This window comes from Falsiruegeria sp. JB4-1 (assembly GCF_055693495.1).
This window is the reverse complement of the sequence record NZ_JBVFTZ010000001.1, coordinates 2,262,237-2,288,604: the sequence shown is the minus strand read 5'-3', so window position 1 is coordinate 2,288,604 and position 26,368 is coordinate 2,262,237. Positions and strand designations below refer to the sequence as shown.

At 57.2% G+C, this 26,368-nt stretch carries 29 protein-coding genes, 1 tRNA gene and 3 pseudogenes; 11 read left to right on the top strand and 22 right to left on the bottom strand.

Annotated elements, in window-relative coordinates:
- Window positions 1–2 precede the first annotated feature (2 nt).
- Genes ACZ1HE_RS11715 through ACZ1HE_RS11685 form a run of 7 tightly spaced genes read right to left on the bottom strand, consistent with a single transcriptional unit; the run spans window position 3 to window position 6,754 of the window.
- Window positions 3–1,031 (bottom strand): phosphotransferase family protein, encoded by a 1,029-nt coding sequence (locus ACZ1HE_RS11715; RefSeq protein ID WP_472620975.1) that lies wholly within the window; start codon window positions 1,029–1,031, stop codon window positions 3–5.
- A 10-nt stretch (window positions 1,032–1,041) separates the two neighbouring features.
- Window positions 1,042–1,692, bottom strand: a complete 651-nt coding sequence (locus ACZ1HE_RS11710; protein ID WP_472620973.1) for a histidine phosphatase family protein — start codon at window positions 1,690–1,692, stop codon at window positions 1,042–1,044.
- A gap of 3 nt (window positions 1,693–1,695) precedes the next feature.
- Entirely contained in the window at window positions 1,696–2,670 is a 975-nt protein-coding gene (locus tag ACZ1HE_RS11705; RefSeq protein ID WP_472624455.1) for an NAD(P)H-dependent flavin oxidoreductase, read from the bottom strand.
- Window positions 2,671–2,704: 34 nt separating this feature from the next.
- Window positions 2,705–3,628, bottom strand: coding sequence for an SDR family NAD(P)-dependent oxidoreductase (locus ACZ1HE_RS11700; protein ID WP_472620971.1), 924 nt, complete (start codon window positions 3,626–3,628; stop codon window positions 2,705–2,707).
- A gap of 12 nt (window positions 3,629–3,640) precedes the next feature.
- On the bottom strand, window positions 3,641–4,459 hold the full coding sequence (locus ACZ1HE_RS11695; protein WP_472620969.1) for an SDR family NAD(P)-dependent oxidoreductase: 819 nt from the start codon (window positions 4,457–4,459) through the stop codon (window positions 3,641–3,643).
- 9 nt (window positions 4,460–4,468) lie between these two features.
- The gene (locus ACZ1HE_RS11690; RefSeq protein ID WP_472620967.1) at window positions 4,469–5,584 is read right to left on the bottom strand and encodes an acyl-CoA dehydrogenase family protein; all 1,116 of its coding nucleotides are present in this window, start codon (window positions 5,582–5,584) and stop codon (window positions 4,469–4,471) included.
- Window positions 5,585–5,590: 6 nt separating this feature from the next.
- Window positions 5,591–6,754, bottom strand: coding sequence for an acyl-CoA dehydrogenase family protein (locus ACZ1HE_RS11685; RefSeq protein ID WP_472620965.1), 1,164 nt, complete (start codon window positions 6,752–6,754; stop codon window positions 5,591–5,593).
- Window positions 6,755–6,892: 138 nt separating this feature from the next.
- On the opposite strand from ACZ1HE_RS11685, the gene ACZ1HE_RS11680 reads away from it, so the two are divergent.
- Window positions 6,893–7,888, top strand: a complete 996-nt coding sequence (locus tag ACZ1HE_RS11680) for an NADPH:quinone oxidoreductase family protein (RefSeq protein WP_472620963.1) — start codon at window positions 6,893–6,895, stop codon at window positions 7,886–7,888.
- 62 nt (window positions 7,889–7,950) lie between these two features.
- On the opposite strand, the gene ACZ1HE_RS11675 is transcribed toward ACZ1HE_RS11680, so the two are convergent.
- Complete coding sequence (locus ACZ1HE_RS11675) at window positions 7,951–8,550, bottom strand: histidine phosphatase family protein (RefSeq protein ID WP_472620961.1); 600 nt, start codon at window positions 8,548–8,550, stop codon at window positions 7,951–7,953.
- A gap of 68 nt (window positions 8,551–8,618) precedes the next feature.
- Between ACZ1HE_RS11675 and ACZ1HE_RS11670 the strand changes: the two genes are divergently transcribed.
- The 6 genes from ACZ1HE_RS11670 to ACZ1HE_RS11645 all read left to right on the top strand — a co-directional run bounded on the left by ACZ1HE_RS11670 (window position 8,619) and on the right by ACZ1HE_RS11645 (window position 12,276).
- Window positions 8,619–9,443 (top strand): enoyl-CoA hydratase, encoded by an 825-nt coding sequence (locus ACZ1HE_RS11670; protein WP_472620959.1) that lies wholly within the window; start codon window positions 8,619–8,621, stop codon window positions 9,441–9,443.
- Window positions 9,444–9,446: 3 nt separating this feature from the next.
- Window positions 9,447–9,863 carry a hypothetical protein gene (locus ACZ1HE_RS11665; protein WP_472620957.1) on the top strand — a complete coding sequence of 139 codons (417 nt, stop codon included), beginning with the start codon at window positions 9,447–9,449 and terminating at the stop codon, window positions 9,861–9,863.
- Window positions 9,864–9,942: 79 nt separating this feature from the next.
- Window positions 9,943–10,455, top strand: coding sequence for a zinc-binding dehydrogenase (locus tag ACZ1HE_RS11660; RefSeq protein ID WP_472620955.1), 513 nt, complete (start codon window positions 9,943–9,945; stop codon window positions 10,453–10,455).
- A gap of 12 nt (window positions 10,456–10,467) precedes the next feature.
- Entirely contained in the window at window positions 10,468–10,935 is a 468-nt protein-coding gene (locus tag ACZ1HE_RS11655; protein ID WP_472620953.1) for a MaoC family dehydratase, read from the top strand.
- A 139-nt stretch (window positions 10,936–11,074) separates the two neighbouring features.
- Window positions 11,075–11,521, top strand: a complete 447-nt coding sequence (gene aroQ, locus ACZ1HE_RS11650) for a type II 3-dehydroquinate dehydratase (RefSeq protein ID WP_472620951.1) — start codon at window positions 11,075–11,077, stop codon at window positions 11,519–11,521.
- On the top strand, window positions 11,521–12,276 hold the full coding sequence (locus ACZ1HE_RS11645) for a helix-turn-helix transcriptional regulator (RefSeq protein ID WP_472624453.1): 756 nt from the start codon (window positions 11,521–11,523) through the stop codon (window positions 12,274–12,276). Before aroQ ends, ACZ1HE_RS11645 begins: the two co-directional genes overlap by 1 nt.
- A 614-nt stretch (window positions 12,277–12,890) precedes the next feature.
- On the opposite strand, the gene tsf is transcribed toward ACZ1HE_RS11645, so the two are convergent.
- The 5 genes from tsf to ACZ1HE_RS11620 form a co-directional block, all read right to left on the bottom strand.
- Entirely contained in the window at window positions 12,891–13,766 is an 876-nt protein-coding gene (tsf, locus tag ACZ1HE_RS11640; protein ID WP_472620949.1) for a translation elongation factor Ts, read from the bottom strand.
- 78 nt (window positions 13,767–13,844) lie between these two features.
- Window positions 13,845–14,618, bottom strand: a complete 774-nt coding sequence (gene rpsB, locus ACZ1HE_RS11635) for a 30S ribosomal protein S2 (RefSeq protein ID WP_472620947.1) — start codon at window positions 14,616–14,618, stop codon at window positions 13,845–13,847.
- A gap of 138 nt (window positions 14,619–14,756) precedes the next feature.
- Window positions 14,757–15,611 carry a lyso-ornithine lipid O-acyltransferase gene (gene olsA / locus ACZ1HE_RS11630; protein ID WP_472620945.1) on the bottom strand — a complete coding sequence of 285 codons (855 nt, stop codon included), beginning with the start codon at window positions 15,609–15,611 and terminating at the stop codon, window positions 14,757–14,759.
- Window positions 15,608–16,372, bottom strand: coding sequence for an L-ornithine N(alpha)-acyltransferase (gene olsB / locus ACZ1HE_RS11625; protein ID WP_472620943.1), 765 nt, complete (start codon window positions 16,370–16,372; stop codon window positions 15,608–15,610). The genes olsA and olsB overlap by 4 nt, the downstream gene beginning before the upstream one ends.
- A gap of 119 nt (window positions 16,373–16,491) precedes the next feature.
- Window positions 16,492–16,674: a DUF3553 domain-containing protein gene (locus tag ACZ1HE_RS11620; protein WP_085795617.1), complete on the bottom strand. Its 183-nt coding sequence runs from the start codon at window positions 16,672–16,674 to the stop codon at window positions 16,492–16,494.
- Window positions 16,675–16,723: 49 nt separating this feature from the next.
- On the opposite strand from ACZ1HE_RS11620, the gene ACZ1HE_RS11615 reads away from it, so the two are divergent.
- The gene (locus ACZ1HE_RS11615) at window positions 16,724–17,320 is read left to right on the top strand and encodes a histidine phosphotransferase family protein (RefSeq protein ID WP_472620941.1); all 597 of its coding nucleotides are present in this window, start codon (window positions 16,724–16,726) and stop codon (window positions 17,318–17,320) included.
- A gap of 19 nt (window positions 17,321–17,339) precedes the next feature.
- On the opposite strand, the gene ACZ1HE_RS11610 is transcribed toward ACZ1HE_RS11615, so the two are convergent.
- The 3 genes and pseudogenes from ACZ1HE_RS11610 to obgE form a co-directional block, all read right to left on the bottom strand.
- Window positions 17,340–18,602, bottom strand: coding sequence for a glutamate-5-semialdehyde dehydrogenase (locus ACZ1HE_RS11610; RefSeq protein ID WP_472620939.1), 1,263 nt, complete (start codon window positions 18,600–18,602; stop codon window positions 17,340–17,342).
- 80 nt (window positions 18,603–18,682) lie between these two features.
- Window positions 18,683–19,789: pseudogene (proB, locus tag ACZ1HE_RS11605) on the bottom strand (glutamate 5-kinase).
- On the bottom strand, window positions 19,777–20,811 hold the full coding sequence (gene obgE / locus ACZ1HE_RS11600; RefSeq protein ID WP_472620937.1) for a GTPase ObgE: 1,035 nt from the start codon (window positions 20,809–20,811) through the stop codon (window positions 19,777–19,779). Before obgE ends, proB begins: the two are co-directional and overlap by 13 nt.
- Window positions 20,812–21,012: 201 nt before the next feature.
- Here obgE and ACZ1HE_RS11595 point away from each other — a divergent pair, with 201 nt between their 5' ends.
- The gene (locus tag ACZ1HE_RS11595; RefSeq protein ID WP_472620935.1) at window positions 21,013–21,378 is read left to right on the top strand and encodes a glycine zipper family protein; all 366 of its coding nucleotides are present in this window, start codon (window positions 21,013–21,015) and stop codon (window positions 21,376–21,378) included.
- Window positions 21,379–21,417: 39 nt separating this feature from the next.
- Here ACZ1HE_RS11595 and ACZ1HE_RS11590 read toward each other — a convergent pair.
- The 6 genes and pseudogenes from ACZ1HE_RS11590 to ACZ1HE_RS11565 all read right to left on the bottom strand — a co-directional run bounded on the left by ACZ1HE_RS11590 (window position 21,418) and on the right by ACZ1HE_RS11565 (window position 25,390).
- Window positions 21,418–21,875, bottom strand: a pseudogene (locus ACZ1HE_RS11590) (GNAT family N-acetyltransferase).
- Window positions 21,876–21,949: 74 nt separating this feature from the next.
- Window positions 21,950–22,559, bottom strand: a pseudogene (locus ACZ1HE_RS11585) (LysE family translocator).
- Between the two features lie 105 nt (window positions 22,560–22,664).
- A complete protein-coding gene (gene rpmA / locus ACZ1HE_RS11580; RefSeq protein WP_108787640.1) occupies window positions 22,665–22,934 on the bottom strand; it encodes a 50S ribosomal protein L27 in 270 nt (89 codons plus the stop codon).
- Between the two features lie 11 nt (window positions 22,935–22,945).
- Entirely contained in the window at window positions 22,946–23,524 is a 579-nt protein-coding gene (locus ACZ1HE_RS11575) for a 50S ribosomal protein L21 (protein ID WP_108787642.1), read from the bottom strand.
- Window positions 23,525–23,750: 226 nt separating this feature from the next.
- Window positions 23,751–24,566: a DUF2059 domain-containing protein gene (locus ACZ1HE_RS11570; RefSeq protein WP_472620932.1), complete on the bottom strand. Its 816-nt coding sequence runs from the start codon at window positions 24,564–24,566 to the stop codon at window positions 23,751–23,753.
- Window positions 24,566–25,390, bottom strand: coding sequence for a DUF2059 domain-containing protein (locus ACZ1HE_RS11565; RefSeq protein WP_472620930.1), 825 nt, complete (start codon window positions 25,388–25,390; stop codon window positions 24,566–24,568). The genes ACZ1HE_RS11570 and ACZ1HE_RS11565 overlap by 1 nt, the downstream gene beginning before the upstream one ends.
- 168 nt (window positions 25,391–25,558) lie before the next feature.
- On the opposite strand from ACZ1HE_RS11565, the gene ACZ1HE_RS11560 reads away from it, so the two are divergent.
- Together ACZ1HE_RS11560 and ACZ1HE_RS11555 are read left to right on the top strand one after the other, a co-directional pair.
- Window positions 25,559–25,648: transfer RNA gene (locus tag ACZ1HE_RS11560), tRNA-Ser, on the top strand.
- Window positions 25,649–26,053: 405 nt separating this feature from the next.
- Window positions 26,054–26,263 (top strand): hypothetical protein, encoded by a 210-nt coding sequence (locus tag ACZ1HE_RS11555; RefSeq protein WP_472620928.1) that lies wholly within the window; start codon window positions 26,054–26,056, stop codon window positions 26,261–26,263.
- The last annotated feature ends 105 nt before the right edge of the window (window positions 26,264–26,368 follow it).

Here is a 26,368-nt window from a genome sequence, read left to right as displayed (position 1 = left end):
CTCTAGCCTTTGAGGGCCGCCAGCCCGTGCCCGGCAAAAACCTTGACATAGGCGCCCAACATCATCGCCCGCTCGGGGTTCGATGCGTTGCCATCCAGCGCCCGTTTATAGACACCCTGGATGATCGAGGCCATGCGGAAGAAATTGAATGACAGGTAGAAGCCAAAATTATCGATGCCCGCAAGCCCGCGCCGTTGGCAGTATTTGGCGATGAACTCCTGATCTGTTGGCAGACCAAGCGACGCCCGATCCAGCCCGGCCATCCCGCGTCCCTCTTTGCCCGGCGGCAATTGCCATTGCATGATCACCGCGGCCAGATCGGCAAAGGGGTGTCCGATGGTCGACAGCTCCCAGTCCAGCACACCCAGACACCGGGTGCCGCCCTTTTCGAACATCATGTTGTCGATGCGATAATCACCATGAACCAGCGTGCGCTGTCCATCATCTTCGGGAATTGAAGCTTGCAGCGCTTCGATCAGCTCATCCATCTCGGCAATGCTGTCGGTTTCCGAGGCCCGATATTGCTTGGTCCAGCGCCCGATCTGACGCTCAAAATAGTTGCCCGGTGGGCCATAATCCGACAGGCCGACCGCGTCGATGTCCACCGAATGCAACGCCGCCAGCACCTGGTTCATCTCATCAATCACGGCTGTGCGCGTCTCGTTGGTCTCACTCTCCATTGTGGGCTGCGAGAAGTTGCGCCCATCGAGATGCTCCATCACGTAAAACGCCGAGCCGATGACATCATCGTCTTCACACAACAGATGCATTTTGGCCACCGGCACATCCGTATCCGCAAGCGCGCTTTGCACCCGGAACTCGCGATCCACCGCATGGGCCGATTTCAGCAAAACCCCCGGTGGTTTGCGCCGCAGGACATAGTTCTGCTTCGGGGTTTTTAACAGAAAGGTCGGGTTCGATTGCCCGGTTTCGAACTTGTCGGCCTCAAGCGGTCCCTCATACCCCGGCAGGTGTTCGCGCAGATAGGCGTCAACCACATCCAGATCGAGGGTTTGAGCGGTGTTGGTCATGATCTGCTCCTTAGCTGTAGGTCAGCATATCTGCGCGCGCCTTGGGGGCAAAATGCGGCGTCGCGTTGAATTCGTGCAAAAAGAAAGCGCGGGTCGAAAAGATAAACCGCGTCATCGAGGTATTCTTCACCTGCAAGTTCAGCGCAATCATCTGCTCGGGCGGGGCGCTCATGGCGCTGGCCACGAGCTGCCCAATGGCGCCGCCGGAACTGACCACCAGTACCTTTTGCGCATCTGTGTCGGTCGAAAACTGGCGAGCGGCCTGAATGCGGGCCTTGAAGTCGACCCAGCTTTCAACGGCACCGTCCAATCCAGCATCCTGCCATTCCCGCAAAGTCTCGCGCAGTGTGCGAAAGTGCGTTTTGCGGTCGTGCTGCACCAAATCAGGAATGGTGCCGCCGTGTTTCACCCGCAGCAGGTCGTGGAAATCATACTCATTCCAGCCTGCGTGTTCTTCGGGCGCGTCCGTGAACCCCATCGAATGCAGGGTCTCTTTCTGCCGAGTCAGAGTGCCGGTGACCAATCGGTCCGGCACCCAACCCATTTCGCGTAAGGCTTCGCCCGCCAAAGCGGACTGGCGATGCCCAAGCTCGCTGAGTTGGTCATAGTTGTCCGCCCCGAACGAGGCTTGCGCGTGACGGACGACCATCAGTTCTGGCATGGTCTACCCCGCAAACTCGACCGCCAGACGCTTGCCTGCGGCCTTGTATTCGGCGGCCACGCGGTCCACCAGCTGACCAGTGCCAACAATGTCTTTTACGTCGCCAATGCCTTGTCCCGATCCCCAGATCTCTTTCCAAGCTTTAGGTTTGGATGACCCGCTTGAGAAGTTCATCGAAGACGCATCCGCCGACGGCAGGTTGTCCGGGTCCATCCCGGCGCGTTCCACCGATTTCTTGAGATAGTTGCCACTGACACCTGTAAAGAGCGAGGAATAGACAATATCCTCAGCGGTGCTGTCGACGATCATCCGCTTGTATTCTTCTTGCGCGTTGGCCTCGTGCGTGGCGATAAAAGGCGAACCCATATAGCCGAAATCAGCCCCCATGGCGCGTGCAGCCAGCAGGCTCTCGCCACAGGCAATCGCACCGGACAAAGCCACAGGCCCATCAAACCACGAGCGGATTTCGCGGATCAGCGCGAGCGGCGATTGCTGCCCCGCATGACCGCCTGCCCCAGCTGCCACAGCGATCAGGCCGTCAGCGCCCTTGTCGATCGCCTTTTTGGCAAAGGTGTTGTTGATGATGTCGTGCAGCACTACGCCGCCACAGGAATGCGCGGCCTCATTAACCTCGACCCGTGCGCCAAGGGACGTGATCCAGACCGGCACGTTCCATTTCGCACAAATCTCCAGATCCCGATCCAGCCGTCCGTTCGAGCGGTGCACGATCTGGTTGACCGCATAGGGCGCTGCCGGATTGTCCGGGTTTTCCTGGTTGTGCCGGTCGAGTTCCTCGGTGATCCGTTTCAGCCAAGCCTCCAGCAGCGGCGGCTCTCCGTCGGCCTCACGCGCATTCAGCGCCGGAAAAGAGCCGATGATGCCCGCTTTGCACTGTGCGATCACCAGTTCAGGGTTCGAGATGATAAAGAGCGGCGAACCGATCAACGGAATGCGCAGCCCTTGAAGGTTTGGATGCATTTGAGTCACGTCATATTTCCTTGGGAAGTTGTGCTCACCACGGGAGCGTAAGGCCAGCGGCCTCGGCTGCCTTGCGGGCATATTTCTTGGTTTGGGCAAAAGCGTCGGTCAGTTCCTCTTGACCTTCACCATCGTTCATCTGCGCAAACTGCGCCGCCACGTTTTCGGGTGTGTTATCGCCCCCTTCCAGCAGGATACCGGGCGTTTCATAGACACGCGTTTGCGCAAAACAACCTGCACCCGCGGACATGATCACCCGCGACGGGGCATCTTCGCTAACCAGATAGAGCAGACCGGGCGTGATGGTTTCTGGTTTCAGCAGCTCCAGCGCCTCTGGCGGCATCAGGCTTTCGGTCATTCGCGTGGCCGCCGTAGGTGCCAGACAGTTGACGCGGATGTCGTCACGCGCGCCTTCAAGGTGCAGCACGTTCATCATGCCCATCATCGCCGCCTTGGCCGCGCCATAGTTGGACTGACCAAAGTTACCGTAGAGGCCCGACGCCGAAGAGGTCAGCACCACACGCCCATACCCCTGCTCTCGCATGATGGGCCAGCAAGCATGGGTGACATTGGCAGAGCCGATCAGGTGGACCTCTACCACCTTGCGGAAGTCCGCCATGGTCATTTTCGAAAACGTCTTATCCCGCAAGATGCCCGCGTTGTTGACCACGATGTCGATCCGGCCGAAGGCCTCCATCGTCTTGGCGACCATGTCGGCCACCTGTTCTTCGTTTGAAACGTCAGCGCCATGGGCAATCGCATCGCCGCCCATGGCCTTGATCTCGGCCACCACGGACTCTGCTGCATCGGACGAGGTACCTTGCCCGTCGGTTGAAACGCCCAGGTCGTTAATCACTACCTTTGCGCCACGCTCGGCCAGCCCAAGAGCATGAGAGCGCCCCAATCCAATACCTGACCCGGTGACAATGGCTACGCGGCCGTCAAAACGAATGCTCATGTTTTCCGTCCCTTAGAGTGCTTTTTCAAAGATGTTGTGGCCAGACATCACGTTGATGCCGCCCGACACCGGAATGATCGCGCCCGTGACATAAGCCCCGCCGCGTCCGCACAGGAACAACATGCACCCCGCGATGTCCTCGTCCCGGCCCACACGGCCCAAAGGCACATCGCTGCCCACTTTGGCGCGCTTTTCTTCGTCCGCAGTGGCAAAGGCTGTCATGCGCGAAACAAACGGCCCCGGGGCCAGCGAGTTCACGGTGACATTGTAACCTGCCAGTTCTTTGGCCATGACTTTCGAGAGATGCATGACGGCAGCTTTGGACGCGGAATAGCTGTAAGCCCCGTCGCCCATTGGAATCTCGCCCATCACCGAGCCGACATTGATCACCCGAGCCGGATCGCCATCTTTAGCCGAAGCCATGAGCATCGGCAGCAGCTTTTGGGTCAGGTCGAACACGCCCGCGACGTTCACATTCATCACCTTTTCCCAGGCTTCATGCGGGAATTGACCCATCGGCGCTCCCCAAGTCACGCCAGAGTTATTCATCAGGATATCAAGGGTTTCCGTGCGGCTTTTTACTTCGGCAACCATGGCATCAATGCCTTCGGCCGAACCTACGTCCCCGGCAAAACCTTCGGCCGATCCAGGCGCGTCCAGTTCATTGAGTTGCGCGGCTACCGCCTCGCAAGCATCGCCCTTGCGCGATGCGATCAGGACCCGCGCACCAGCCCGAACCAAGGCTTCGGCGGCCATGCGCCCGATGCCAGTGGCTCCGCCTGTAACCAGCGCTGTCTTACCGTGGAGAGAGAATAGAGTTTCAGGTGTCATGATAAATCCTTAAAATCCGCGTGCTTGCGCGACGATGTTCGCGTGGTATCCATAGTCGCCCAGCCATTCGGCACCTACGCGGGCGCGTTTCATGTAAAAGCCCATGTCAAAGGCGTCGGTCATGCCGATCCCGCCATGCATCTGCACACCTTCCTGCACAGCCAATTGCACGGTGTCGGTCGCTCGGGCTTTGGCCAACGACACGGCGAGGGTGGCATTTTCAGGGTCTTCGTCCAGTTTCCGACCTGCGTTCAGGATGGCCGACGCCGTCACCTCACATTCGCACCACAGATGCGCCGCGCGGTGTTGCAACGCCTGAAATGCACCAATGGGCACGCCGAACTGCTTGCGCTCTTTCAAGTATTCAACGGTCAGACCAAAGGCCCCTGCCGCAACACCGGCCATTTCTGCTGCCAAAGCAGCCTGCCCAGCCTCGGTGGCTGGCTTCAGAACCGTCATCGCGTCGTCCACTTGCCCCAGAACATCTTCGCCTGTGGCCTCAACGTCTTTGAACTCCACTGTTGCAGCATTCCGGCTATCGATCATCGATTTGGACCCGCGCGTGATACCCTCGCGGTCCGCAGGCAGGTCGAACAAGGTCAGCCCCTCGCCCGTCCGGGCAAGAACCAGAATACGGTCGGCATTACCGCCATCCACGACGAACCCTTTGGAACCGTTCAGGCGGAACCCATTACCTTCGCGATCCCCACTCAACTGCGTGGCCTCAGGGTTGAACTTGGCGCTTTCATCCACCGCCAAGGCATACGTCACGTCACCCGACGCGATCCGCGCGAGCGCTGCGTTTGCCCGCTCGTCCGCCACCTGACGCAAAGCCGTGGCCGCGATCACAGCGGTAGAAATGAACGGGCTCGTTGCCAACGTCTTGCCCATCTCACCCGCCAGAACACAGGCCGCGGCATGGCCCATGTCGGACCCTCCGGCGCTTTCGGGCACCAGAATGCCCGCCCAGCCCATGTCGGCCATGGACTTCCACAAAGCCTTGTCTTCTGTCTTGCCCGCATCGCGCAATCCGCGCAGATGAGACACAGGTGCGGCCTCGTCTAGGAACCCGCGTGCGGCGTCGGCCAGCATGACCTCTTCTTCTGTTGCTACCAGTTTTGCCATGATGCCTTACCCCGGAAGTCCCAAAACACGTTTCGACAGGATCGAGAGCATCACTTCGGATGTGCCACCCTCGATCGAATTGGCCTTGGTTCGCAGCCAGTTGGGCGCGCTGCCTTCGTCCCATTCCAAGGCGTCAGAGCCACCAGCCGCCATCAGAAGTTCCAGCCGCCGCTTGTTCAGCTCGGTTCCCATGTATTTCAACATGGCTGATGCATCGCCAACACTGCCACCGGCCTCGGCCTGATCCTTGTAACGTTCGAGTGTCAGTTCCACGGCCAGAGTATCCACCTCGGCTCGCATCGCATCGCCCCGCAAGACCGGATCAGTCGCACCGGTTTCGCAATCGGCAATCACAGCGCCCAAAGGACGACCCGTGCCCATCGACCCGCCAGCTGCCGAGATCATCTCGCGCTCGTGCGTCAGCAGGTATTTGGCCACGTCCCAGCCTCGATTGATGGTGCCAACAACCTGTTCCTTGGGGAATTTCACATCATCAAAGAAGGTCTCGCAGAACGGCGACACACCCGAGATCAGCTTAATCGGCCGGGTCGAAACCCCTTCGGTCTCCATATTGATGAGAACAAAGGAAATGCCCTTGTGCTTGGGCGCGTCCTTGTCGGTGCGCACCAAGGCAAAGATCCAGTCGGCCTTGTCAGCATAAGAGGTCCAAATCTTTTGACCATTCACGAGCCAATGATCGCCCATGTCTTCGCACTTGGTTTGTACATTGGCCAAGTCTGATCCCGCACCCGGTTCCGAATATCCCTGACACCAGCGCACTTCACCGCGCGCGATGGGGGGAAGATAATGCAGTTTCTGCTCATGCGTACCAAAGTGCAGCAACGCCGGGCCAAGCATCCAGATGCCAAAGCTCTGCAATGGATACCGCGCGTTGATCCGCGCCATTTCGGCGTGAAAGACCTTCTCTTCGTCACGGCTCAGACCGGCTCCACCATACTCAACCGGCCATGTTGGCACGGTATACCCTTTGGTGACGCAGCGTTGCAGCCAGGTACTTTGGGCTTCTGACGTAAAGTTCCAGTTCTTTCCACCCCAGCAGATGGTAGTCTCATCATTGCGACCATCGCGCATCTCCTGGGGGCAATTTTCTTCAAGCCACGCACGCAATTCGGCCTGAAAAGCACTCAGCTGCTCTGTCGTCTCTGTCATGGTTCCTCCCACATGCAGATCCCTGTTCCGCTGTGCAGAATTGCATTTCGAAATTCGATTGACAACATGGGAACCGGGGGAAAGACTTCACGTCAAATAGCAGTACGACATGCCCGTGAGGGTCAGGGAGACATCCAGATGAAAGCCATGCTCAGCACCGCCGTGGGCGGCCCCGAAACCTTGGAACTGACCGAATTTCCGGACCCAGAACCCAAGAAGGGCGAGTTGATCGTTCGCGTGCGCGCAGCCGGAGTGAACTTTCCCGACACACTGATGATCCGTGATTTGTACCAGATGAAGCCGCCCCGCCCCTTTGCGCCGGGCGGTGAGATCGCGGGTGATGTGGTGGCCATTGGCGAAGGCGTCTCGGGCTTCGAAGTTGGTGACCGTGTGTTGGCACTGACCGGCCACGGCGGCTTCGCCACGCATCTTGCGCTCAAGGCCGCCAGCGCGATCAAGATCCCAGACGCCATGCCCTATGAGGATGCGGCTTGTTTCATCTTTACCTACGGCACCTCGCATCACGCGCTGAAAGATCGCGCGCAAATTCAGCCGGGCGAAAGCCTGTTGATCCTAGGCGCGGCTGGTGGCGTCGGCGTTGCCGCGATCGAACTGGGCAAGGCCGCGGGTGCCAAGGTGATTGCGGCTGTGTCCTCCGAGGAAAAGGGTGAGTTCTGCCGGCAGGTCGGCGCGGACGAAGTGATCGTCTACCCCCGCGAGCTGGACCGAGACGCGCAAAAGGCGCTGTCGGGCGAGATCAAGAAACTGGCCGGTCCTGATGGCGTTGATGTGGTTTATGACGCGGTTGGTGGCGATTACGCCGAACCCGCGCTGCGTGCCCTGGCGTGGAAGGGCCGGTTCTTGGTCGTGGGCTTCCCGGCTGGGATCCCCAAAATTCCGCTGAACCTGACGCTGCTAAAAGGCAGCCAGGTTATGGGCGTGTTCTGGGGTGCGCATGTCTTCCGTGAACCCAAAAATCATGCTGAGAACATGGCAGAACTGTTCAAGTTCTACGGTGAGGGTAAGGTCAAACCACAGATCTCTGCGCGCTTTCCCCTCGCCGAGGTGCCCGCCGCGCTTGAGATGATGCAGGACCGCAAGGTGATGGGCAAAGTCGTCATCACTCTGGATTAAGCGGGATCAGGGCAGATGCGTGCAGTCGTTGAACCCACGGACCACCATCGTGTCGCCTTGAATCACAAGGCGGCTGATGGAGCCGTTGGCCGCACCGTTGAACGCAAAGGTGCGGACCCGCTGGCAATCGCCATCGCCGCGCCGATCACGCCGCCATGCACAAAGGCCGCAACGCGCTGATCCGCGTGGTTGGCCGCGATGCGCAACAGCCCGGCCCGCACCCGCGCGTGCAATTGCGCGGTGGTTTCGGCGCCCGGGATTTCGCCCCATTCCTGGTTGGCCTTGGCGCGCGCAAACTCGGGCGCACCCTCGGCGGCCTTGATACGGTAGAGGCCGCCGTCCCAATCGCCCAGGCTCACCTCTCGCAAGTCCGCCTCAACCGAAGGCGTCATACCCATATGCGTCGCCAACGGCGCGGCTGTTTGGTGCGTCCGCACCAGCGTGGTGACATAGATCGCATCCAGCGGCTCGGTCTTCATCCGATGCCCTACCGCCTCCGCCTGCACCTCGCCATTGGAATGCAGCGCCGGGTCGCCATGGCCATCTTTCATCGGGAAACTCTGCCCCGGGATCGCCGCCTGGCTTTCGCCGTGGCGGATCAGGAACAGGTCCACGGCCCCTTTGGGCGGCTGATAAACGTTCTGGCGGTATTCACGGGCCATATCAAACTCTCTCAATCTGTCGGGCAAGCAATCCCGCGCAGATTGAGCGCAACGACAAAGGAATTGCAATGACCACACGCACTTTGGATACCGGAACTGAGATGCTATTGGGCTCTGTCACCGACGGCGTCGCGACCTTGACCCTGAACAACCCCAGCAAACGCAACGCTTTGGGGGACGAGATGACCCCGGCCCTGCGCCGGATGCTGTTAGAGACCGAGACCGACCCGGACGTGCGGGTGCTGGTACTGACCGGTGCGGAAGGCGCGTTTTGCGCCGGTGGTGATATTGGCGGTATGGGCAGTTCTCTGGCCGGTGGCACGACACCCAACACCGACGACATGATAAGCCATTTGCGTGAGGCGCAGAACACGGCCTCGTTGCGTCTCTACGAATACTCCAAGCCCACCATCGCTGCCCTACCCGGTGCTGCGGCGGGTGCCGGCATGTCGATCGCGCTGGCCTGCGATTTGCGGATCACAGGACAAAGTGGCTTCCTTTACCCGGCGTTTGGCGCCATCGGGTTGAGCGGCGATTTTGGCGGCAGCTGGCTGCTGAGCCACTACATTGGCCCGGCCCGCGCCAAAGAGGTTTATTTCACCAACCACCGGATTCTGCCGGACGAAGGGTTGTCCCTTGGCCTGTTCAACCGCGTGGTTGCAGATGAGGATTTGCAGAAAGAAACCCAAGCGCTGGCCCAGCAGATTGCAGGCTTTGCGCCCATGGCATTGCGCTACATGAAAGAAAACCACAACCGCGCACGCTCGACCGACCTGCGCACCGCCATGAACATGGAAGCTGACCGGATGATCCGCACCTTGATGAGTGACGACCACAAGGAAGGTGCCCGCGCATTCATGGAGAAACGCAAGCCAGAGTTCAAAGGGCAGTAAATCATGCAAAATCGCAAAATCATCATCGCTGAACTACCCAAAGCTCAATTGATGCCAGAGCACTTCAAGCTGGAAGATGCGGAAATGCCTGTACCAGGCGACGGAGAGGTCCTGCTGCGTACAATACTGATGTCGATTGACGCCGCCAACCGTTCGTGGATGCAGGGGGCCACCTACCGTGACGCGGTAAAGGCGAGTGATACGATGCCCACTTATGCGATCTGCGAAGTAGTTCAGAGCAACTCTCCCCACTTTGCGCCGGGCGACTTGGTGGCGAGCGAAAGCGTTTGGGCAGATTACGTGACCCGCCCTGCGCAGGGGATCGAGAAGCTTCCAGATGTGCGCCCCCTGTCGCATCTGATGTCCGTCTATGGCATCGCGGGCAAGACAGCGTTTCATGGGCTGATCAACGTGGGCTAAGCCCACTGCTGGCGAAACCGTTGTCGTCTCGGCCGCTGCAGGATCTGTTGGCGGTTACGTCGGTCAGATTGCCAAGGCATTGGGCTGCCACGTCGTCGGCATCGCTGGCGGACCGGAAAAATGCGCGCGTGTAGTCAATGACCTGGGTTTTGACGCCTGCGTGGACTATCGCGAGCCGGGCCTGTTCAAGGCCCTGCGCTCCGCTTGCCCTGACGGGATCGACGTCTATTTCGACAACGTCGGCGGTCAGATCCTTGAAACAGCAGTGTTCCAGATGAACACCCGCGGACGCATCGTCTGTTGTGGCGCCATCAGCCAGTATGACACCGACCAGATCACCGGCCCGCGGAACCTGCCGGGGTTGGTGGTGGTCAAACGCCTGCGGATGGAGGGATTCATCGTCATGGATTTCGCAGATCAGGATGACACGGCGCTACGTGCCCTGCGCCAATGGGTCGAGGCAGGCCAGATCAAAATCGAAGAAGATATCGTCGAAGGTTTAGAAAATGCCCCGTATGCCCTGATCGGACTTTTGGCAGGAGAAAACATAGGCAAACGTATGGTTCGGGTCGGCCCCGACCCCAAAGGTTGAGGAGGAAAGATCATGAGCAAGATTGACGAAGCGGTCAGCCAGGACCAACACAAGATCGGGACGGAAATCGGCGTGTCGAATTGGATCGAGGTGGATCAGGCAATGATCGATCAATTCGCCAGCGTGACGGATGACGAGCAATGGATCCATGTCGATCCTGCCCGTGCGGCCGCCGAAACGCCCTTTGGCGGCACAATCGCACATGGGTTTCTGTCGCTGTCGCTGGCCAGTCGCTTTGCCTATGACTGCCTGCCCGCCTACAACGGCCAGGTTATGGGTATCAATTATGGTTTCAACAAAATTCGATTTCTCAGCCCGGTCAAAGCTGGCTCACGTCTACGTGGACGGTTCGTCTTGCGCGACGTAAAGAAACGTTCAGACACAGAGTTGCAACGCGAGACATTTCTCACCATCGAAATCGAAGGAAGCGACAGCCCCGCGTTGATCGCGGAATGGTTGAGCCTGAGCGTGTTTGCTTAGCCAATCTGACCGAAGTTCAACCAGGCTAACTGTCGATCCAAAACCACATTGGGCGAAAATAAACTCCGACAAACCCAGAGCGCTGGACAGAGGCTCATATTCATGAGTATCAGAGCACTCGAATGGGGATACTGTTGATATGAGTAGAATTCTGGTCCTGAACGGCCCGAACCTGAACCTTTTGGGTACAAGACAACCCGAGATTTATGGTCGGACCACTCTGGATATGGTCGAGACGGCCTGTCGTCAGCACGCAGAGTCATCTGGTGCTGAAACGAGCTTTTTTCAGTCCAATCACGAGGGCGCCTTGATTGACGCCATTCACGCTGCAAAGGCTGACCAGGACGGCATTATCCTCAACGCCGGTGCTTATACCCACACGTCTATCGCTCTATTGGATGCGCTCTCCTCGGTTCAGTTGCCGGTTGTCGAAGTGCATCTGTCCAACATTCATGCACGTGAAAGCTTTCGCCATAAGTCCGTTATTGCGCCAGTTGCCATAGGTCAGATCTGTGGGTTTGGATTGCACAGCTACATCCTGGCCATCGATGCGCTTCTGAATCATCTCAAGGAGCGCAACGCATGATGGAACTGTCGGAATATTTGAATACAGTATCCTACGCAAAAACGCTCGAAGAACTGTGGGCTGCTCACACGTCGAAGATGGCCGAATACGGGTTTGACCGTTTGTTGTACGGCTATACCCGGTACAAGACAGAAACATCATTGGGAGATCCCGAAGATTTTGTGATTCTAAGCAATCACAACCAGGACTATATCGACGGGTTCCTTCATTCTGGCCTATATTTTCATGCTCCTATGCTTAAATGGGCGCTTGAAAATGAAGGAGCCCAGAGTTGGCAAATGATCAATCAACTCATGGAAAGCGAATCCATGACGCGGGAACAGCGCCAAGTCTATGAATTCAATTTCTCCAAAGGGGTGACGGTGGGATACACTGTCAGCTTCAATTCTGTTTCGGTTCGGTCAAAGGGGGCAATTTCACTTTGCGCCCGTGAAGGGATGTCTCAGGAAGAAGTGGATGACTTGTGGGCGGAACATGGCGAAGATCTGTTGTTGATGAACAACGTCGCACACCTGAAAATCCTGACGCTTCCCTATACCGCGCCCAATCGTTCACTGACAAAGCGTCAACGTGAAGCGCTGGAATGGGTCGGTGACGGAAAGACAACGCAGGACATCGCCATCTTGATGGGGCTCACATCGGCCACCGTTGAAAAACACCTTCGCTTGGCGCGCGAAGCGCTTTCGGTCGAAACCACTGCGCAAGCGGTTCTAAAAGCAGCTCTGCACAACCAAATGTTCGTTATGGAAGCCTAACCGCCAGAAAACCTGTAACAAATATGTTGCATTACGTTGGGTAAGGAATTCATGACTTTCCGAAACCAAGGCTTAGTTGCAATATGACACTGTTCCGTGAGTGGTGGCTTTAGCCTGGGAACATCGGGTACTGAACCTTGTAATTTCGAGGCTCTCCGTCCTGTTCGGTGTTGGGCATGTATTGTTCCTTGCTCGCACCGGAGAATTTGAGGGATCCCGTCCATCCCCATCAAAACGGGGTCCCTCAATCACCAAACAAAAGACGGTTTCGCCGCTGGCGAAACCGTCTTTTGTTTTTCTTAGGATTTGATCTCGCTTGGCTCAAACTTTAACACAGTACGCCAAATTCTTCCCGAATCCTTATGTCGCAAATTCTTTATTTCTGTTGCTTCGCCTTTGCCGACACCGCTAACGAAGCGGGTCAGGCTCATGAGGCCAAAACCTTCATGAGACTGACCAAACGGAAAGAGATGTTTCTCTGGAACATCGTCGACGGGTGGGAGCATCCCGGCGTCAAACCAAACTTGCGCAAAAGAAAACCCCGTCCAGCAAACACCGGACGGGGCTCATTCAACTTTACACAAAGCGCTTTTGTGACGCTTCGCTTTAGGGCCTTAGCCTTGTGCTGCTTTGGCCACTTCAGCTGCGAAGTCTTCTTTTTCAACTTCGATGCCTTCGCCAACTTCCAGGCGCACGAAACCGGTGATCTCAGCACCCGCTTCAGCAGCAGCGGCGCCAACGGTCAGGTCCGGGTTCACGACAAACTGCTGGTTCAGCAGGGTCGATTCAGCGACGAACTTCTTCATGCGGCCAACGATCATCTTCTCAATGACCTGCTCCGGCTTGCCGGATTCACGCGCGATGTCCATCTGGACCTGCTTTTCTTTCTCGATCACGGCGGCGTCCATGTCCGCTTCGGAAAGCGCGGCCGGATTCACAGCGGCGATGTGCATCGCGATCTGCTTGCCCAGGGCCTCGTCGCCGCCTTTCAGCGCAACCAGAACACCGATTTTGCCCATACCAGCCGTTGCAGCGTTGTGGACGTAGTTCACGACGGTGTCACCTTCCAGCGACGCCATGCGACGCACCGACATGTTTTCGCCGATGGTGGCGATCTTGCTGGTCAGGGTGTCGGCAACGGATTTGCCACCCAGGTCAGCAGCCAACAGCGCGTCGACATCAGCAACGTTCAAAGCAGCCTTGGCGATGCCGCCAACAAACTCTTGGAAGTCAGCGTTCTTGCCCACAAAGTCGGTTTCCGAGTTCACTTCGACAGCGACGCCCTTGCTACCGTCAACGACAACCGCGACCAGACCTTCGGCAGCGGTGCGGCCCGATTTCTTGGCCGCTTTGGCCAGACCTTTGGTGCGCAGCCAGTCAACGGCGGCTTCCATGTCGCCAGCGGTTTCGGTCAGTGCCTTCTTGGCGTCCATCATGCCTGCGCCGGTGCTGTCGCGCAGTTCTTTCACGAGTGCTGCTGTGATTGCCATCTTTTGGCTCTCCTCAAATCAAACGGAATTGGGGCAGGTCATACCCTGCCCCATATGTCAAAGCTGTGACAGGTGGGATCAGGCCTCGGCGGGCGCTTCTTCCGCAACAGCTTCTTCGACGGGGGCTTCTTCCATCGCGCCCAGGTCAACGCCTGCGGCACCCAGCTGAGCCGACATACCGTCCAGAGCGGCACGTGCCGCCAGGTCGCAGTACAGCGAGATGGCGCGCGATGCGTCATCGTTGCCGGGGATGATGTAATCAACACCGTCAGGCGAGCAGTTGGTGTCGACAACAGCCACAACCGGGATACCCAGCTTGTTGGCTTCGGCGATGGCCAGTGCTTCTTTTTTCACGTCGATGACGAACAGCAGGTCCGGGGTGCCGCCCATTTCGCGGATACCGCCCAGCGACGCTTGCAGTTTGCCCTGGTCACGTTCCATGCCCAGACGCTCTTTCTTGGTCAGGCCTTCGGCGCCGCCTTCCATGGCTTCGTCGATCTGGTTCAGACGGTTGATCGACTGGGAAACGGTTTTCCAGTTGGTCAGTGTGCCGCCTAGCCAGCGGTGGTTCATGTAGTACTGAGCCGACTTTTCAGCTGCTTCTGCGATCGGCTGAGCTGCCTGACGCTTGGTACCGACGAACAGAACGCGGCCGCCTTTTGCAACGGTGTCACGCACGGCCTGCAGAGCCTGATCCAGCATCGGAACAGTCTGGGTCAGGTCCATGATGTGGATGCCATTGCGCGAGCCGTAGATGAACGGCGACATGCGCGGGTTCCAACGCTGTGTCTGGTGACCAAAGTGAACGCCAGCTTCCAGCAGCTGACGCATGGTGAACTCGGGAAGAGCCATGCTCATTTTCCTTTCCGGTTTTCGCCTCGGCGGGGGTTTCGACGCGGATGCGCCAACCGGCGGACTTATCGGGGATGTCTCCCCCGACAGGCCCAAACCCCGCCTGCGGGTTTGAATGGCGCGCGTATACGTCAGGACTTACTTAGGTGCAAGAGGGTTTTGTGCTCTTTCCATTGCTTGCGCGTGACTTTCGCGGATTACCCGCTCCATTTCAGCCGCAAGCGCCTTGCGGTTGGGAAAATCGCGCACGGCAACAGGCGTGTGATAGATCAACTCGACCGCGCCTTGCCTGCGTGCCGCCAGCGTCTTGAGCAGATGTTCACCAAATTCCATCTCTCCCCACCAGCCATAAAACCGCGCAGGCTGCCCCGTGGGCGCATGATAAATAACCGATACTGGCTGTACGTGCATGAAGTCGCGCAAATGTTCAGAAAAGAACGCCGCGAATAGCGTCGTCTTGAACGGCAACACCCGCAACCCATCGGTCGAGGTGCCCTCGGGGAAAAACAACAGCTTGTGCCCGGCTTTCAGACGTGTCTCGAACATCTCGGTCTGTTCCTTGGCCTTCTTGGGATTGCGCTCGATGAACACAGTGCCAGTTGCCTTGGCCAAGGTGCCAATCCCCGGCCATCCCGCCACTTCGGCCTTAGAGACAAAGTAAACCCGCTTACGCGCATTCAGCGAAAAAATGTCCAGCCAGGATGTGTGATTGGCCACCACAGCCCCGCGCTCGGTCATCAACTGCCCGCTGATGCGGTGCTCCATCCCCAAAATGCGAAAGGCGTTGCGGCAGACAAATTGCACGATGAAGGGCGTGATCGGGCGCTTCATGCCAAAGAACGGTACCTCAATCAGGCGTAAGAACAAAAGCAGGATCAGGCATACCGCAATCAGCACGATCAAGGCCGAACCGCGCAGCACGATCAGCAGCCACCCGACAAACCCGATCTTGATGGGATCGGGGGCCTCGTCACTGTCCCAAGTGGTGTTCATGCGTCGCGCTCGCCGGTGTAAAGGCGCCGTTGTTTTTCGTTCATCCGGGCTGTGTCCAGGATCAGACAGACGTCTGTGGTATTGAATGCACGGTCGATATAGGCTCCCTGCCCGACAAAGCCGCCAAGTCGCAGGTACGCTTTAATCAAAGCCAGCACCCCGAGCATGGCTTTGCGGCGATCCAGTTTTTCGGGGGCAACCCGATTCATATCGACAAAGTGCTTCGCTTGGGTGCGCACACGCAGATCCTCGGGTGCAAGGTAGTTGTGATGCAGCATCGACAATGGCTGCGCCAAGGCGTCTGCATTCGTGCCATGAAAACTGGCAACGCCAAACAAAACCTCGACCTCGTGCTCGGACACATAAGCCGCCAAACCGTTCCACAGGTGAAACATTGCCATGCCCCCGCGATAGTCGGGATGCAGACATGATCGGCCCAGTTCCAGCAGCTTGCGACCACTGTTTTTCAGGACACTCAGATCATATTCATCTTCGGAGTAAAACTGCCCAAGGGCACGCGCCTGTTCACCACGCAGCAACCGATAGACGCCGACAACCTCACCCTTGGTGTCATCTGTCACCAGCATATGGTCAAAAAAGGGATCAAAGCGGTCCTGTTCCAAGCCACGTTCATGATCAACCATCTCGCCGCCGCCACCCAGCTCGCGCACAAAGACATCATAGCGCAGGCGCTGCGCGGCCAGCAGCTCGTCAGCGGTTTCGGCGATCTTGACCGTGAATGTGGGTCCGGTGTCCGGCATGAAACAGCCCTTTGTGGCGACAGGAACTTGGCGGCAATTAGCCCGATTGGGCCGTTATTGGCAACACACTGCCGACGAGGTGGCGATACGCCGCCGCGTTAACCAATCGTCAACCAGTTTCACGGATCAAAGACCGGCATCAGCGCGATGCGTGAGCCGTCGATCACCACTTTTCCCTGATCGCGAAAATTGACCGTGATCTTGCCTGCGATGTTGGACTGCACCTGCCCGACACCCCAGTCGGGAAAATCAGGGTGGCGCACGTACATGCCAGGTGCAAGGATGGCATTCAGATCTGTCATGACGCTCTCTTTTCCGGGCGGGTTGGCGGGTTCAATTCGGAGGTACCCCATGGGTGAAAGCAACGTCAACCTGGCTGCATTGATCGGCTCGCGGATCTGTCACGATCTGATCAGCCCCATCGGTGCCATAACTAACGGGCTGGAGCTGTTGGATATGGCAGGCGCTGTGCAGGGCCCCGAAATGGATTTGATCGCTGACAGCGTGGGTAATGCCGGTGCACGCATCCGCTTTTTCCGGATTGCCTTTGGGGCTGCCGGGGACCAACAGATTGGCCATGCGGAGATTTCCACATTGTTGGACGACGTGAACAAGGGCAACCGCATTCAGGCCCATTGGGGTCCGATTGAGCCGGTGTCGCGTTCGGACGTGCGCATGGCCTTTCTGGCGTTGCAATGCTGCGAAACCGCCCTGCCCTTTGGTGGCGATATCCGGATCAGCAAGCAAGACGACCAGTGGCAGATTACTGGCACTGGGTCCAAGATCACGGCAGCCGTGGACTTGTGGGAAGGGTTGGTGAGCACTGCTGGTCCTGCCCAGGTTTCACCCGCGCAGGTGCAGTTTGCATTGTTGCCTGCTGTTGCCGAAGAAATGGGCCGCCGGGTGTTGTACGACCAAGGCGACACGCATATCACGATCCGGTATTGAACCGGATCGCATTTGATCTTTAGCCGCGTGTGGTGCCGTCACCGGTGACCAGATACTTGAAGCTGGTGAGCTGAGTGGCACCCACCGGCCCCCGCGCGTGCATCTTGCCGGTGGCGATCCCGATCTCGGCCCCCATCCCAAACTCACCCCCATCTGCAAACTGGGTCGAGGCGTTGTGCATCAAGATTGCACTGTCGAGGCGGGTAAAGAACCGCTGCGCGGTCTCTTTGTCCTCGGTCATGATGCAATCGGTGTGGTTAGAGCCGAACTTCTGGATATGCGCAATCGCCGCATCAATGTCTGCCACCGGGCGCGCGGCGATGATCATGTCCAAGAATTCCTTACCCCAGTCGGCATCGGTGGCGACCAATGTCTCGTCAATCTGCAAGCCACCCTCGGCGTGAACTTCAACACCGGCTGCCAACAGCGCATTGATGACATCTCGGCCCAGGGTGTCTACCACATCCTGATGAATCAGCAGACATTCCGCCGCGCCACAGATGCCCGTGCGCCGTGTCTTGGCGTTCATCACCACATCCAGCGTCTTTTGCAGGTCCGCCGCTTTGTCGATGTAGATGTGCACGATCCCTTCAAGGTGCGCAAAAACCGGCACGCGCGCCTCGCGCTGAACCAGTCCGACAAGACCCTTACCGCCACGAGGCACGATGACATCAACATAATCGGTCATGGTCAGCAGTTCGGACACTGCTGCACGGTCGCGAGTCGGAACCAGCTGGATCGCATCCTCAGGCAGTTCAGCGGCTTTCAGCCCCTCAACCAGGCAATCGCGGATCGCGCTTGACGAATGAAAGCTTTCCGAGCCACCGCGAAGGATCACGGCATTGCCTGATTTCAGGCAAAGCGCACCCGCGTCTGCCGTCACATTGGGGCGGCTTTCATAGATCACTCCGATCACGCCCAAAGGCGTGCGTACGCGTTGGATGTTCAGCCCACTTGGCATATCCCATTCGGTCATCACCTCGCCAATGGGATCGTCTTGCTGGGCTACGGTGCGCAGGCCGTCAACCATGCTCTGAACGCGCGCCTCATCCAGCATCAGGCGGTCCATCATCGCAGGGCTCAACCCCTTATCCCGTCCAAACTCCAGATCTTTCGCATTGGCTTCGATGATCTCGGCTCGGCGCGCCCAAACGGCGTCAGCCGCAGCCAGCAACGCTGCTGTTTTCTGCTCGGCGCTGGCAAAGCCCAACTCGCGCGATGCCGCTTTGGCACGGGCGCCCAGATCGGCCATGAGCGCGGGAATACTATCAAGGTCTTTCATGTTGGTCGCCTTTGGTTGGCTGCAGGGCATTTTTTGATTTTATGCCTCCGGCTGGGATTTTTAAAGCAAGAGGAAGAGAATTAGAGTGCCATGTCGTCACGGTGGATCAACGCGGCGCGACCTGGATAGCCCAGTGTTGGCTCGATCTCGCGCGATTGTCGCCCTTTGATCGCGTCCGCCTCTTGCGCAGTATATCGGCTGAGGCCCTGACCCAGTTTGCGAGCGTTTGCGTCCATGATCGCCACCGGGTCGCCGCGACCAAAATCGCCGGTTACTTCGGTCACGCCAGCGGGCAACAAGCTCTTGCCATTGCCCAAAGCGCCTGCCGCGCCTGCATCCACGATAATTTCACCACGCGGTTTCATCGCCGCAATCCAACGCTTGCGCGCAGCTTGCGGATCAAGCGTGGCGGTGAACCAGTGGAATTTGCACCGTTTTCAAGCGTTTTCAACGGGTTCAGGGGGGAACCTTCAGCAATCGCCATATCGCAACCTGCCGCGGTGGCCATCTTGGCCGCCATCAGCTTGGTCTTCATACCGCCCTTGGAGAGACCAGAACCGGCATCGCTTAGCCATCGCTTCGATCTCAGGCGTGATGTGGTCGATCACGTCATACCGGGTGGCGTCCGGGTCGTCGTTGGGGTTACCGGTGTAGAAGCCATCGACATCCGACAACAGGATCAGTTGATCTGCCCCAACCGTCACGGCGATCTGCGCCGCCAGACGGTCGTTGTCACCGTAACGAATTTCGTCTGTCGCCACGGTGTCATTCTCGTTGACGATGGGCACGACACCCAGCGAAAGAAGCGTCTCAAGTGTCGCGCGCGAGTTCAGGTAACGGCGCCGGTCTTCGCTGTCTTCAAGTGTGACCAGAACCTGCGCGGTCGTGATTTCATGCGGGGTCAGCGCCTCTTCATAGGCGCGCGCGAGACGGATCTGCCCAACAGCTGCCGCCGCTTGCGATTGCTCCAGCGACAGCGCCGTCATCGGCAAACCCAGAACGCCGCGTCCCAGGGCGATCGAGCCCGAAGATACCAGGATCACATCCGTGCCATTGCCCTTGAGCCAAGTCACATCATGGGCCAGAGAATGAAGCCAATCAGCGCGCAGGTCACCGGTGTCACGATCAACCAGCAGGGCTGAACCGATCTTGACGACGATCCGACGTGCCTTCGTCAGGGTTGCCAAGGCTCGTCCTCCTCGACGGGTTTATACCGCAGGCGGTCTTCGTCGATCTGGGTGCGCAACGCGCGCAATACGTCTGTCACGCCCGATTTGGCGACGCCAGACATGGTCATGACCTTGTGTCCAACCGCCTCTTCCAAGGCGGCGCGCGCCTCGTCCTGCTCTTCTTCGTCCAGAGCATCGATCTTGTTGAGCACAGTCACACGCGGTTTGTCGGCCAGATGACCGCCGTAGGCCTCAAGTTCGGTGATGATTGTCTGGTAATCCTCTGCCACCGTCTCGGACGTGCCATCGACCAGATGCAACAACACTGCACAGCGTTCAACGTGCCCCAGGAAACGGTCACCAATCCCACGTCCCTCTGACGCGCCAGCGATCAAACCCGGAATGTCGGCAATGACAAACTCGACGCCATCTACACCCACAACGCCCAGGTTCGGGTGCAGAGTCGTAAACGGGTAATCGGCAATTTTTGGTCGTGCGTTCGAAGTTGCTGCCAAAAAGGTCGACTTGCCCGCATTGGGCAGGCCTAACAGCCCCACATCCGCGATCAACTTCAGACGCAGCCAAAGGGTGCGTTCCACAGCTTCTTGGCCCGGGTTGGCACGGCGTGGCGCCTGGTTGGTCGAGCTTTTGAAATGCAGGTTGCCAAAGCCGCCATTGCCGCCTCGCGCCAATTGGATGCGCTCACCCACCTCGGTCAGGTCGGCAATTACCGTTTCCTGATCCTCATCCAGAATCTCGGTCCCCACAGGAACACGCAGAACGATCTCGTCGCCGTCTTTTCCGGTGCGCTGCTGGCCCTTGCCTGGCTGACCATTCTTGGCAAAGAAATGCTGCTGATAGCGGAAGTCGATCAGCGTGTTCAGCCCGTCGACCGCTTCGGCCCAGACAGAACCACCCTTGCCGCCATCGCCACCATCCGGGCCGCCGTACTCCATAAACTTCTCACGACGGAAACTGACGCAACCACTGCCGCCTGCGCCCGAACGGATATAAACCTTGGCCAGATCCAGGAATTTCATGTTTTTGTCCTTTTCCAGCAGACCGTTTCAACAAACGTCGTGACAACAGAATTGTCTTTCGTCGATCTGACAAATCGTTTGAAACCGGGCTTTACCGCAAGCATCGCAGGAAAGAAAGCCGTATGCACCGGGTCCCTTGTATCCGATTGTTCAGACCGCCTATAGTTGTGACAATCATTCCCGCCACTATTGGATTTAGTCATGAAGCACTTTGTTCTTCCCGCCATCCTATTGTTAACCGCCGCTTGCGAAAACTCAGGTGCCAATTATCGACCTGTCGTAGACGGGCCAACTGGGCCAGGCTACGAATCCGATCTTGCCGCCTGTCAGTCCCTTGCCGCAAGCCAGCCCAGTGTGGATGGCAACACCGCGGGAGCAGCTGCTGCAGGTGCCGTAGGTGGCGCAGCTACCAGCGCCATCTGGAACGACAGCTCAGACGACCTGGGCCGCGCCGCGGCCATTGGCGCGCTTGCGGCTGTAACCGGAGATGCAGTGCGCAAAAACAACCAGCGCGAAGCTGTGATTAAAAACTGCATGCGCGGACGCGGTCACAATGTCGTAGGATAAAGTGGAATACGGGCCGCATTTCATGCGGCCCAAGATCCACTACAGTTTGTGGCTATAGGTCCAAGTCGGCACTGCGGCATCTCGAGCGACCGAAAAGCTTTCGGCGTCACCCAGATATTGGAATCCGCAATGGGTCAACACGCGAGCCGAGGCCGGGTTGTCTTGAAAAACGCTGGCAAACATATTGGCATTCTTCAATGGATTAGCCACAACCAGCGCTTCGACGGCCATTGATGCCAAGCCAGTATTCCAAAAATCGGAGCCACCCAATAGCCTACTTCTGTTTGGTTGCGGTCCATTTTTTGAAGCGAGATGAGCCCCATCAATTCCGGCCCGCCGTCCTTGGTGCCATCCATGGCCCAGACGTCCTCTTCGCGGTCATCGGCCATGGCACGGGCGACAAACGCCTCGGTCGCGGCCGGTGGTAGCGGGTGCGGGATCGACGTAGTCATACGCGCCACACGTTCATCAGATGCATAGTGCTCGATCAGCCCCATGTCCGACTTGCGCAACGGGCGCAGGTCGAACCGCTCGGTTTCAATGACCGGCTGGTTGATTATTGTATCCAGTTTCATATGTGCGCTCCTCCTCCGAACAACACAAAAAGAACGGACAGAACGGTTAGTGCCGCCAGTGTCCTCATCAAATATTTCTCGGCAGGCCGTCCTGCAACCGCCTGCGCAATTTTATCGCCTGCAAACGTCCAGATCGGGTGCAACACCAACTGACAGCTCAACAAAACGAGAGCGATGGTTAGCGTCGCCTCAAACGTCGAGGTTCCCGCTGATACAAAGCCGGTAAAGCCAGCCACAATCATGGCCCATGCCTTGGGGTTCAAAGGATGAACAATCAGCCCAGCCAGAAACCCAGGTGCCTTGTCCTGCCCTTGACCAACCGTCAAACGCAGATTGGCAACCTTCCACGCCAACCAGCAAATGTAGGTCGCCGAGGCGTATTTCAGAACCGTAAACAGCCACGGCACCTGATCGGCCAGCTCCATCAGCCCGAAACCTACGGGCCAAATCACCAGTTGCTTGCCCAAAGCCACCCCAAACACAAAAGGCAAAGCCGCACGAAACCCATAACGCGCACCTGTCGCCAGCAGGGCCATGTTGGCTATACCCTGGTGTGCCAACCTGAGAGGCGGCAAAAATCAAGAAACTGGTTGTTGCGACGGGCATGGATGAACTTTTTCAAGCGTTGGTGAAATTGACCCTAAAACAAGGAAAGGGACCGGCGTTTCCGCCGATCCCCCTGATTTTGACTTAACCTTCAGGTTCCGGCTGTTACTCGGCTGCTTCTGCGACTGGCAGTACCGAAATGAAGGTGCGCTTTTTCAGTCCCTTGTGGAACTTCACGGCGCCGTCGACAGTTGCAAAGATTGTGTGATCTTTGCCCATGCCAACGCCTTCGCCTGGCCAGAATTTGGTGCCGCGCTGACGCACGATGATGTTGCCTGCGGTTGCAGCCTGACCACCGTAGAGTTTTACGCCAAGGCGGCGACCAGCAGAGTCGCGACCGTTACGGGAGGAACCGCCAGCTTTTTTATGTGCCATTCTCTCTCTCCTTAGCCTTGAGCCAGTTCTTTGGCCTGCTCAACCCATTCGGGTTTCACTTTGACCGTCTCGATAGCAGCAATCTGCTCGTCCGACAAGGCGGCCAGAGCGGCAAAGCTCTCGATACCGGCCTCAGCCAGCTTCTTGGCGGCGGCAGGGCCGACACCGTTCAGCTTGGTCAGATCGTCAGCAGCAGCAGCCGCAGCGGCGGGTGCCTCTGCTTTTGCTTCTGCTTTTGCAGCAGCCGGAGCAGCTTTGACGCCCGATTTGTCTGCACCCGAGGTCAGGATCTCGGTGATGCGGACCAGGGTCAGCTTCTGACGGTGGCCTTTGGTGCGCTTCGAGCTGTGCTTACGACGGCGCTTGACGAAATGGATAACCTTTTCGCCTTTGATCTGGTCGATGACTTCGGCCTGAACCGCAGCACCGTCCACGAACGGGGCACCCACAACCGGAGCGTCACCGCCCAGCATCAGGATGTCGTTGAATTGAACTGTTTCGCCAGCATCTGCAGCCAATTTTTCAACGCGGAGCGTGTCGCCCGCCTGAACTTTGTACTGCTTGCCGCCAGTCTTGAGGACCGCAAACATGCGTCTTTCCTTTTTCTACCGCGTTCTTCGGTCCCCGGTTCCGGGCGTTCATGGCTCCCGACTCACACGGGTTACCACCTGCAAACAGCGCGCCTTTGTTAGGCGAATTCATGCCCTTACGGGCAATACGATAACGAAACCCGGCGCGGGATTCCGAGCCGGGATGGGCGCTTATTGTCGGATTGGAGGTGAAAGTCAACCTTCGTAAGCGCGCGAAGCGTACCTGTTACAGATCGCTGGCCCGCATGACACGCGATACAGCGCTTCCCAACTCGAAAGAGATGCCATCGTAGAGAACATCGAAACCTTCGAACAAGGCCGTATTGAGTGCAGCACCAGTTGCAGACCTTGAGAAGGCTATGTTTTCTTCCATCTCTGCCTCGCTCAACGGGCTGTATGCCATCATCAGAAACCCGTATAGCCAGGCTTGCGTTTCCACACGTACTTCTTCACGGCTTTCAAGGATGGAAGATAACATGGCGTAATCATCTCGCGCGGTATTGTTCCCTTCAGCCAGACCAAGGAAAAAATTGTAGTCAGCAGAGAGAGACCCCTCGACGTTTTGTTCGATAAGGTCGTTGACTTCAATGTAAGTGTCCAATTGCTGCAGCAGTCGGTGGTCCGAAGATGCCTCTTCATAGCTTTGGCGAGCAACTTCTTCGATGGCAGGATCAGAAAACGCCCGCCGAGCCGAATTTTCCAACGAAATGATGGTTTGTCCAAGTGAGCTTTCAAAAAACTCGGTCGCCTTGGCAACTTGTTCGTCGCTCAGGTTATGTTCCAAACTGTCTTGTAGTGCCTGAATAATCCTGTCTTCCCGGTAGATGCCCGAGATAACTTGCGCGAAATGCTTACCGCCCTGCCCGCCCAACATGTCTTCGTCAACGGACTTGCCATAGCTGAGGCCTTCGTCCCGCAATATTTCGGCAACTTCCGGCAATTGCATGGCCTCTACCAGTCTGTCCAGGTTGGGGTTAGCCCACAGAGGCCCCACAAAGAAGACGAACCATCCCGCCATTCCGATCAGGAGTCGCCGCATCATCAGATATCCTGTCCAGGATGAAGATCAGCCATTTGCTGTGCCAATACTTCGAACCGGTTTGCCATAATTTCATACTGGACAGCGTTCAACAGTTCATAAACCTCTTGCATCAACGGCTGCTCAAGCGCGCGGGTATATTCCAGAACCTCGTCATCGGAAAACGCCTGATAAGTGTAGGCTGCTCCGGCAAGAGCCGATTGTTGCAACGCCCGACGCAAACCTGCTTCATTCTCTTTCATCGCAGCCCGCAAGCCATCTGCGTCCAACCTTAGTTCGACAACACCAGCCGCACTGGCGGCCAGCAAAAAGCGTATCTGAATTTCCTGCAGCGCCCGCAACGCGGTTTCTGTTGAAGAAATTGCAAGGTTCATTCGCTTCAGCAGTTCGACACGGGAAGACCCGATGCGTACAAGTCCACTTACGATCTCGCGCCCTTGCAGTTGTTTGGTCTCGTCATCTTCTAGCATATGAGAAGCATTTTCCGCATTTACCAGGCGCTGACCAAGCTCACTTGCATAAAAGGACACGGCGTGATCCAGCGGCCCGTCGTCCAGTGTTTTTTCCAATATCCCCACGGCCATCTCGTACATCAAGTCCGTGTCAAACACCTGTTGGGTAAGCCGCTTCCAATCCGCGCCAAACGCACCTGGTTCGATCCCGAGCATGGTCGGAGCCGAAGACGACGTAAGCGCAATACTGTCCAATGCGACGTCAAACCCAGTTGTGGTCAAAAACCCCTCAATCCGTTCCTTGTCAGCGGCATCGACCGAAGACGTCACAAAGTTGCCGAGCAAGACGACCAAGCTGAACAAAAGGACCCGCATTTTTTGGGCAATGCAGGAAACATCCCGTGTAGCAATCATAATCATGACAAGAAATCTAAGCGATTTCAGGACTGGAACAACGGAAAAACGATCTTTGTCAAAAAACTGCAAAAAATCTGCTTGCACACCTTGGCTGTTGTCACTAAATCCCCCCTCACAGACCCCCGCGGAGAGGTGCCGGAGTGGTCGAACGGGGCGGTCTCGAAAACCGTTGTGGGTGCAAGCCCACCCAGGGTTCGAATCCCTGTCTCTCCGCCACTAACCTTCTATCGTTAGTAGCTTTTCCAACAAATGAGACTTGGCATCAGAGTGGATGCCCATGCTCTTTGCATGCCGACGCATAGGCCAAGCCAACGGACATTTTCTTCGAATGCCACGGCTTTTGGCGTCAGGGTCGCAGTTTTCATCGCAAACTCATCAGTCCAGATTTCTGGGTCTCGGTGTGTGTCTTCACGACCGAGCGATTATGGCCCGGACGCGTTCGCATCTTTCGGTGAAAGTCTAGTCACCTATTGCAAATGCGACTGAGCCGACTTTCGTTGTTCTTACATTGAATTAAGACTCAGACAGCACTCATGAAATGCCAGATGAAACCGACATCACAAAAAAGACGGCATGAAACTTATTTCACAAACAAAACGTACTCTCAAATCTCGCGGTTGGTTGACCACGCTGCCCTCAAACCTAGCCGAGGCGCCTTTAGACATTGACGAGATCAAGTGGGCAATGGCCGCCAAGATTCAGCTTGACGAAACAGTTTCCGATTGGCCGCAAGGAAATTGCCGAGATGTCCGGCATTTCCATGTTCTCATTACCGTGTCGATCATCACGTCGTGGATAAGCCTTAAGTTCGATCCGAAAGAACTCCATTGATCACGTCTGATACCTGCACGGAACACAATGGACAGAATCCTTGTGATGATGGACACTTGGCCCGTCATCAGTAACTGAACAATCGTCCCAAATCTGGAATGCAGG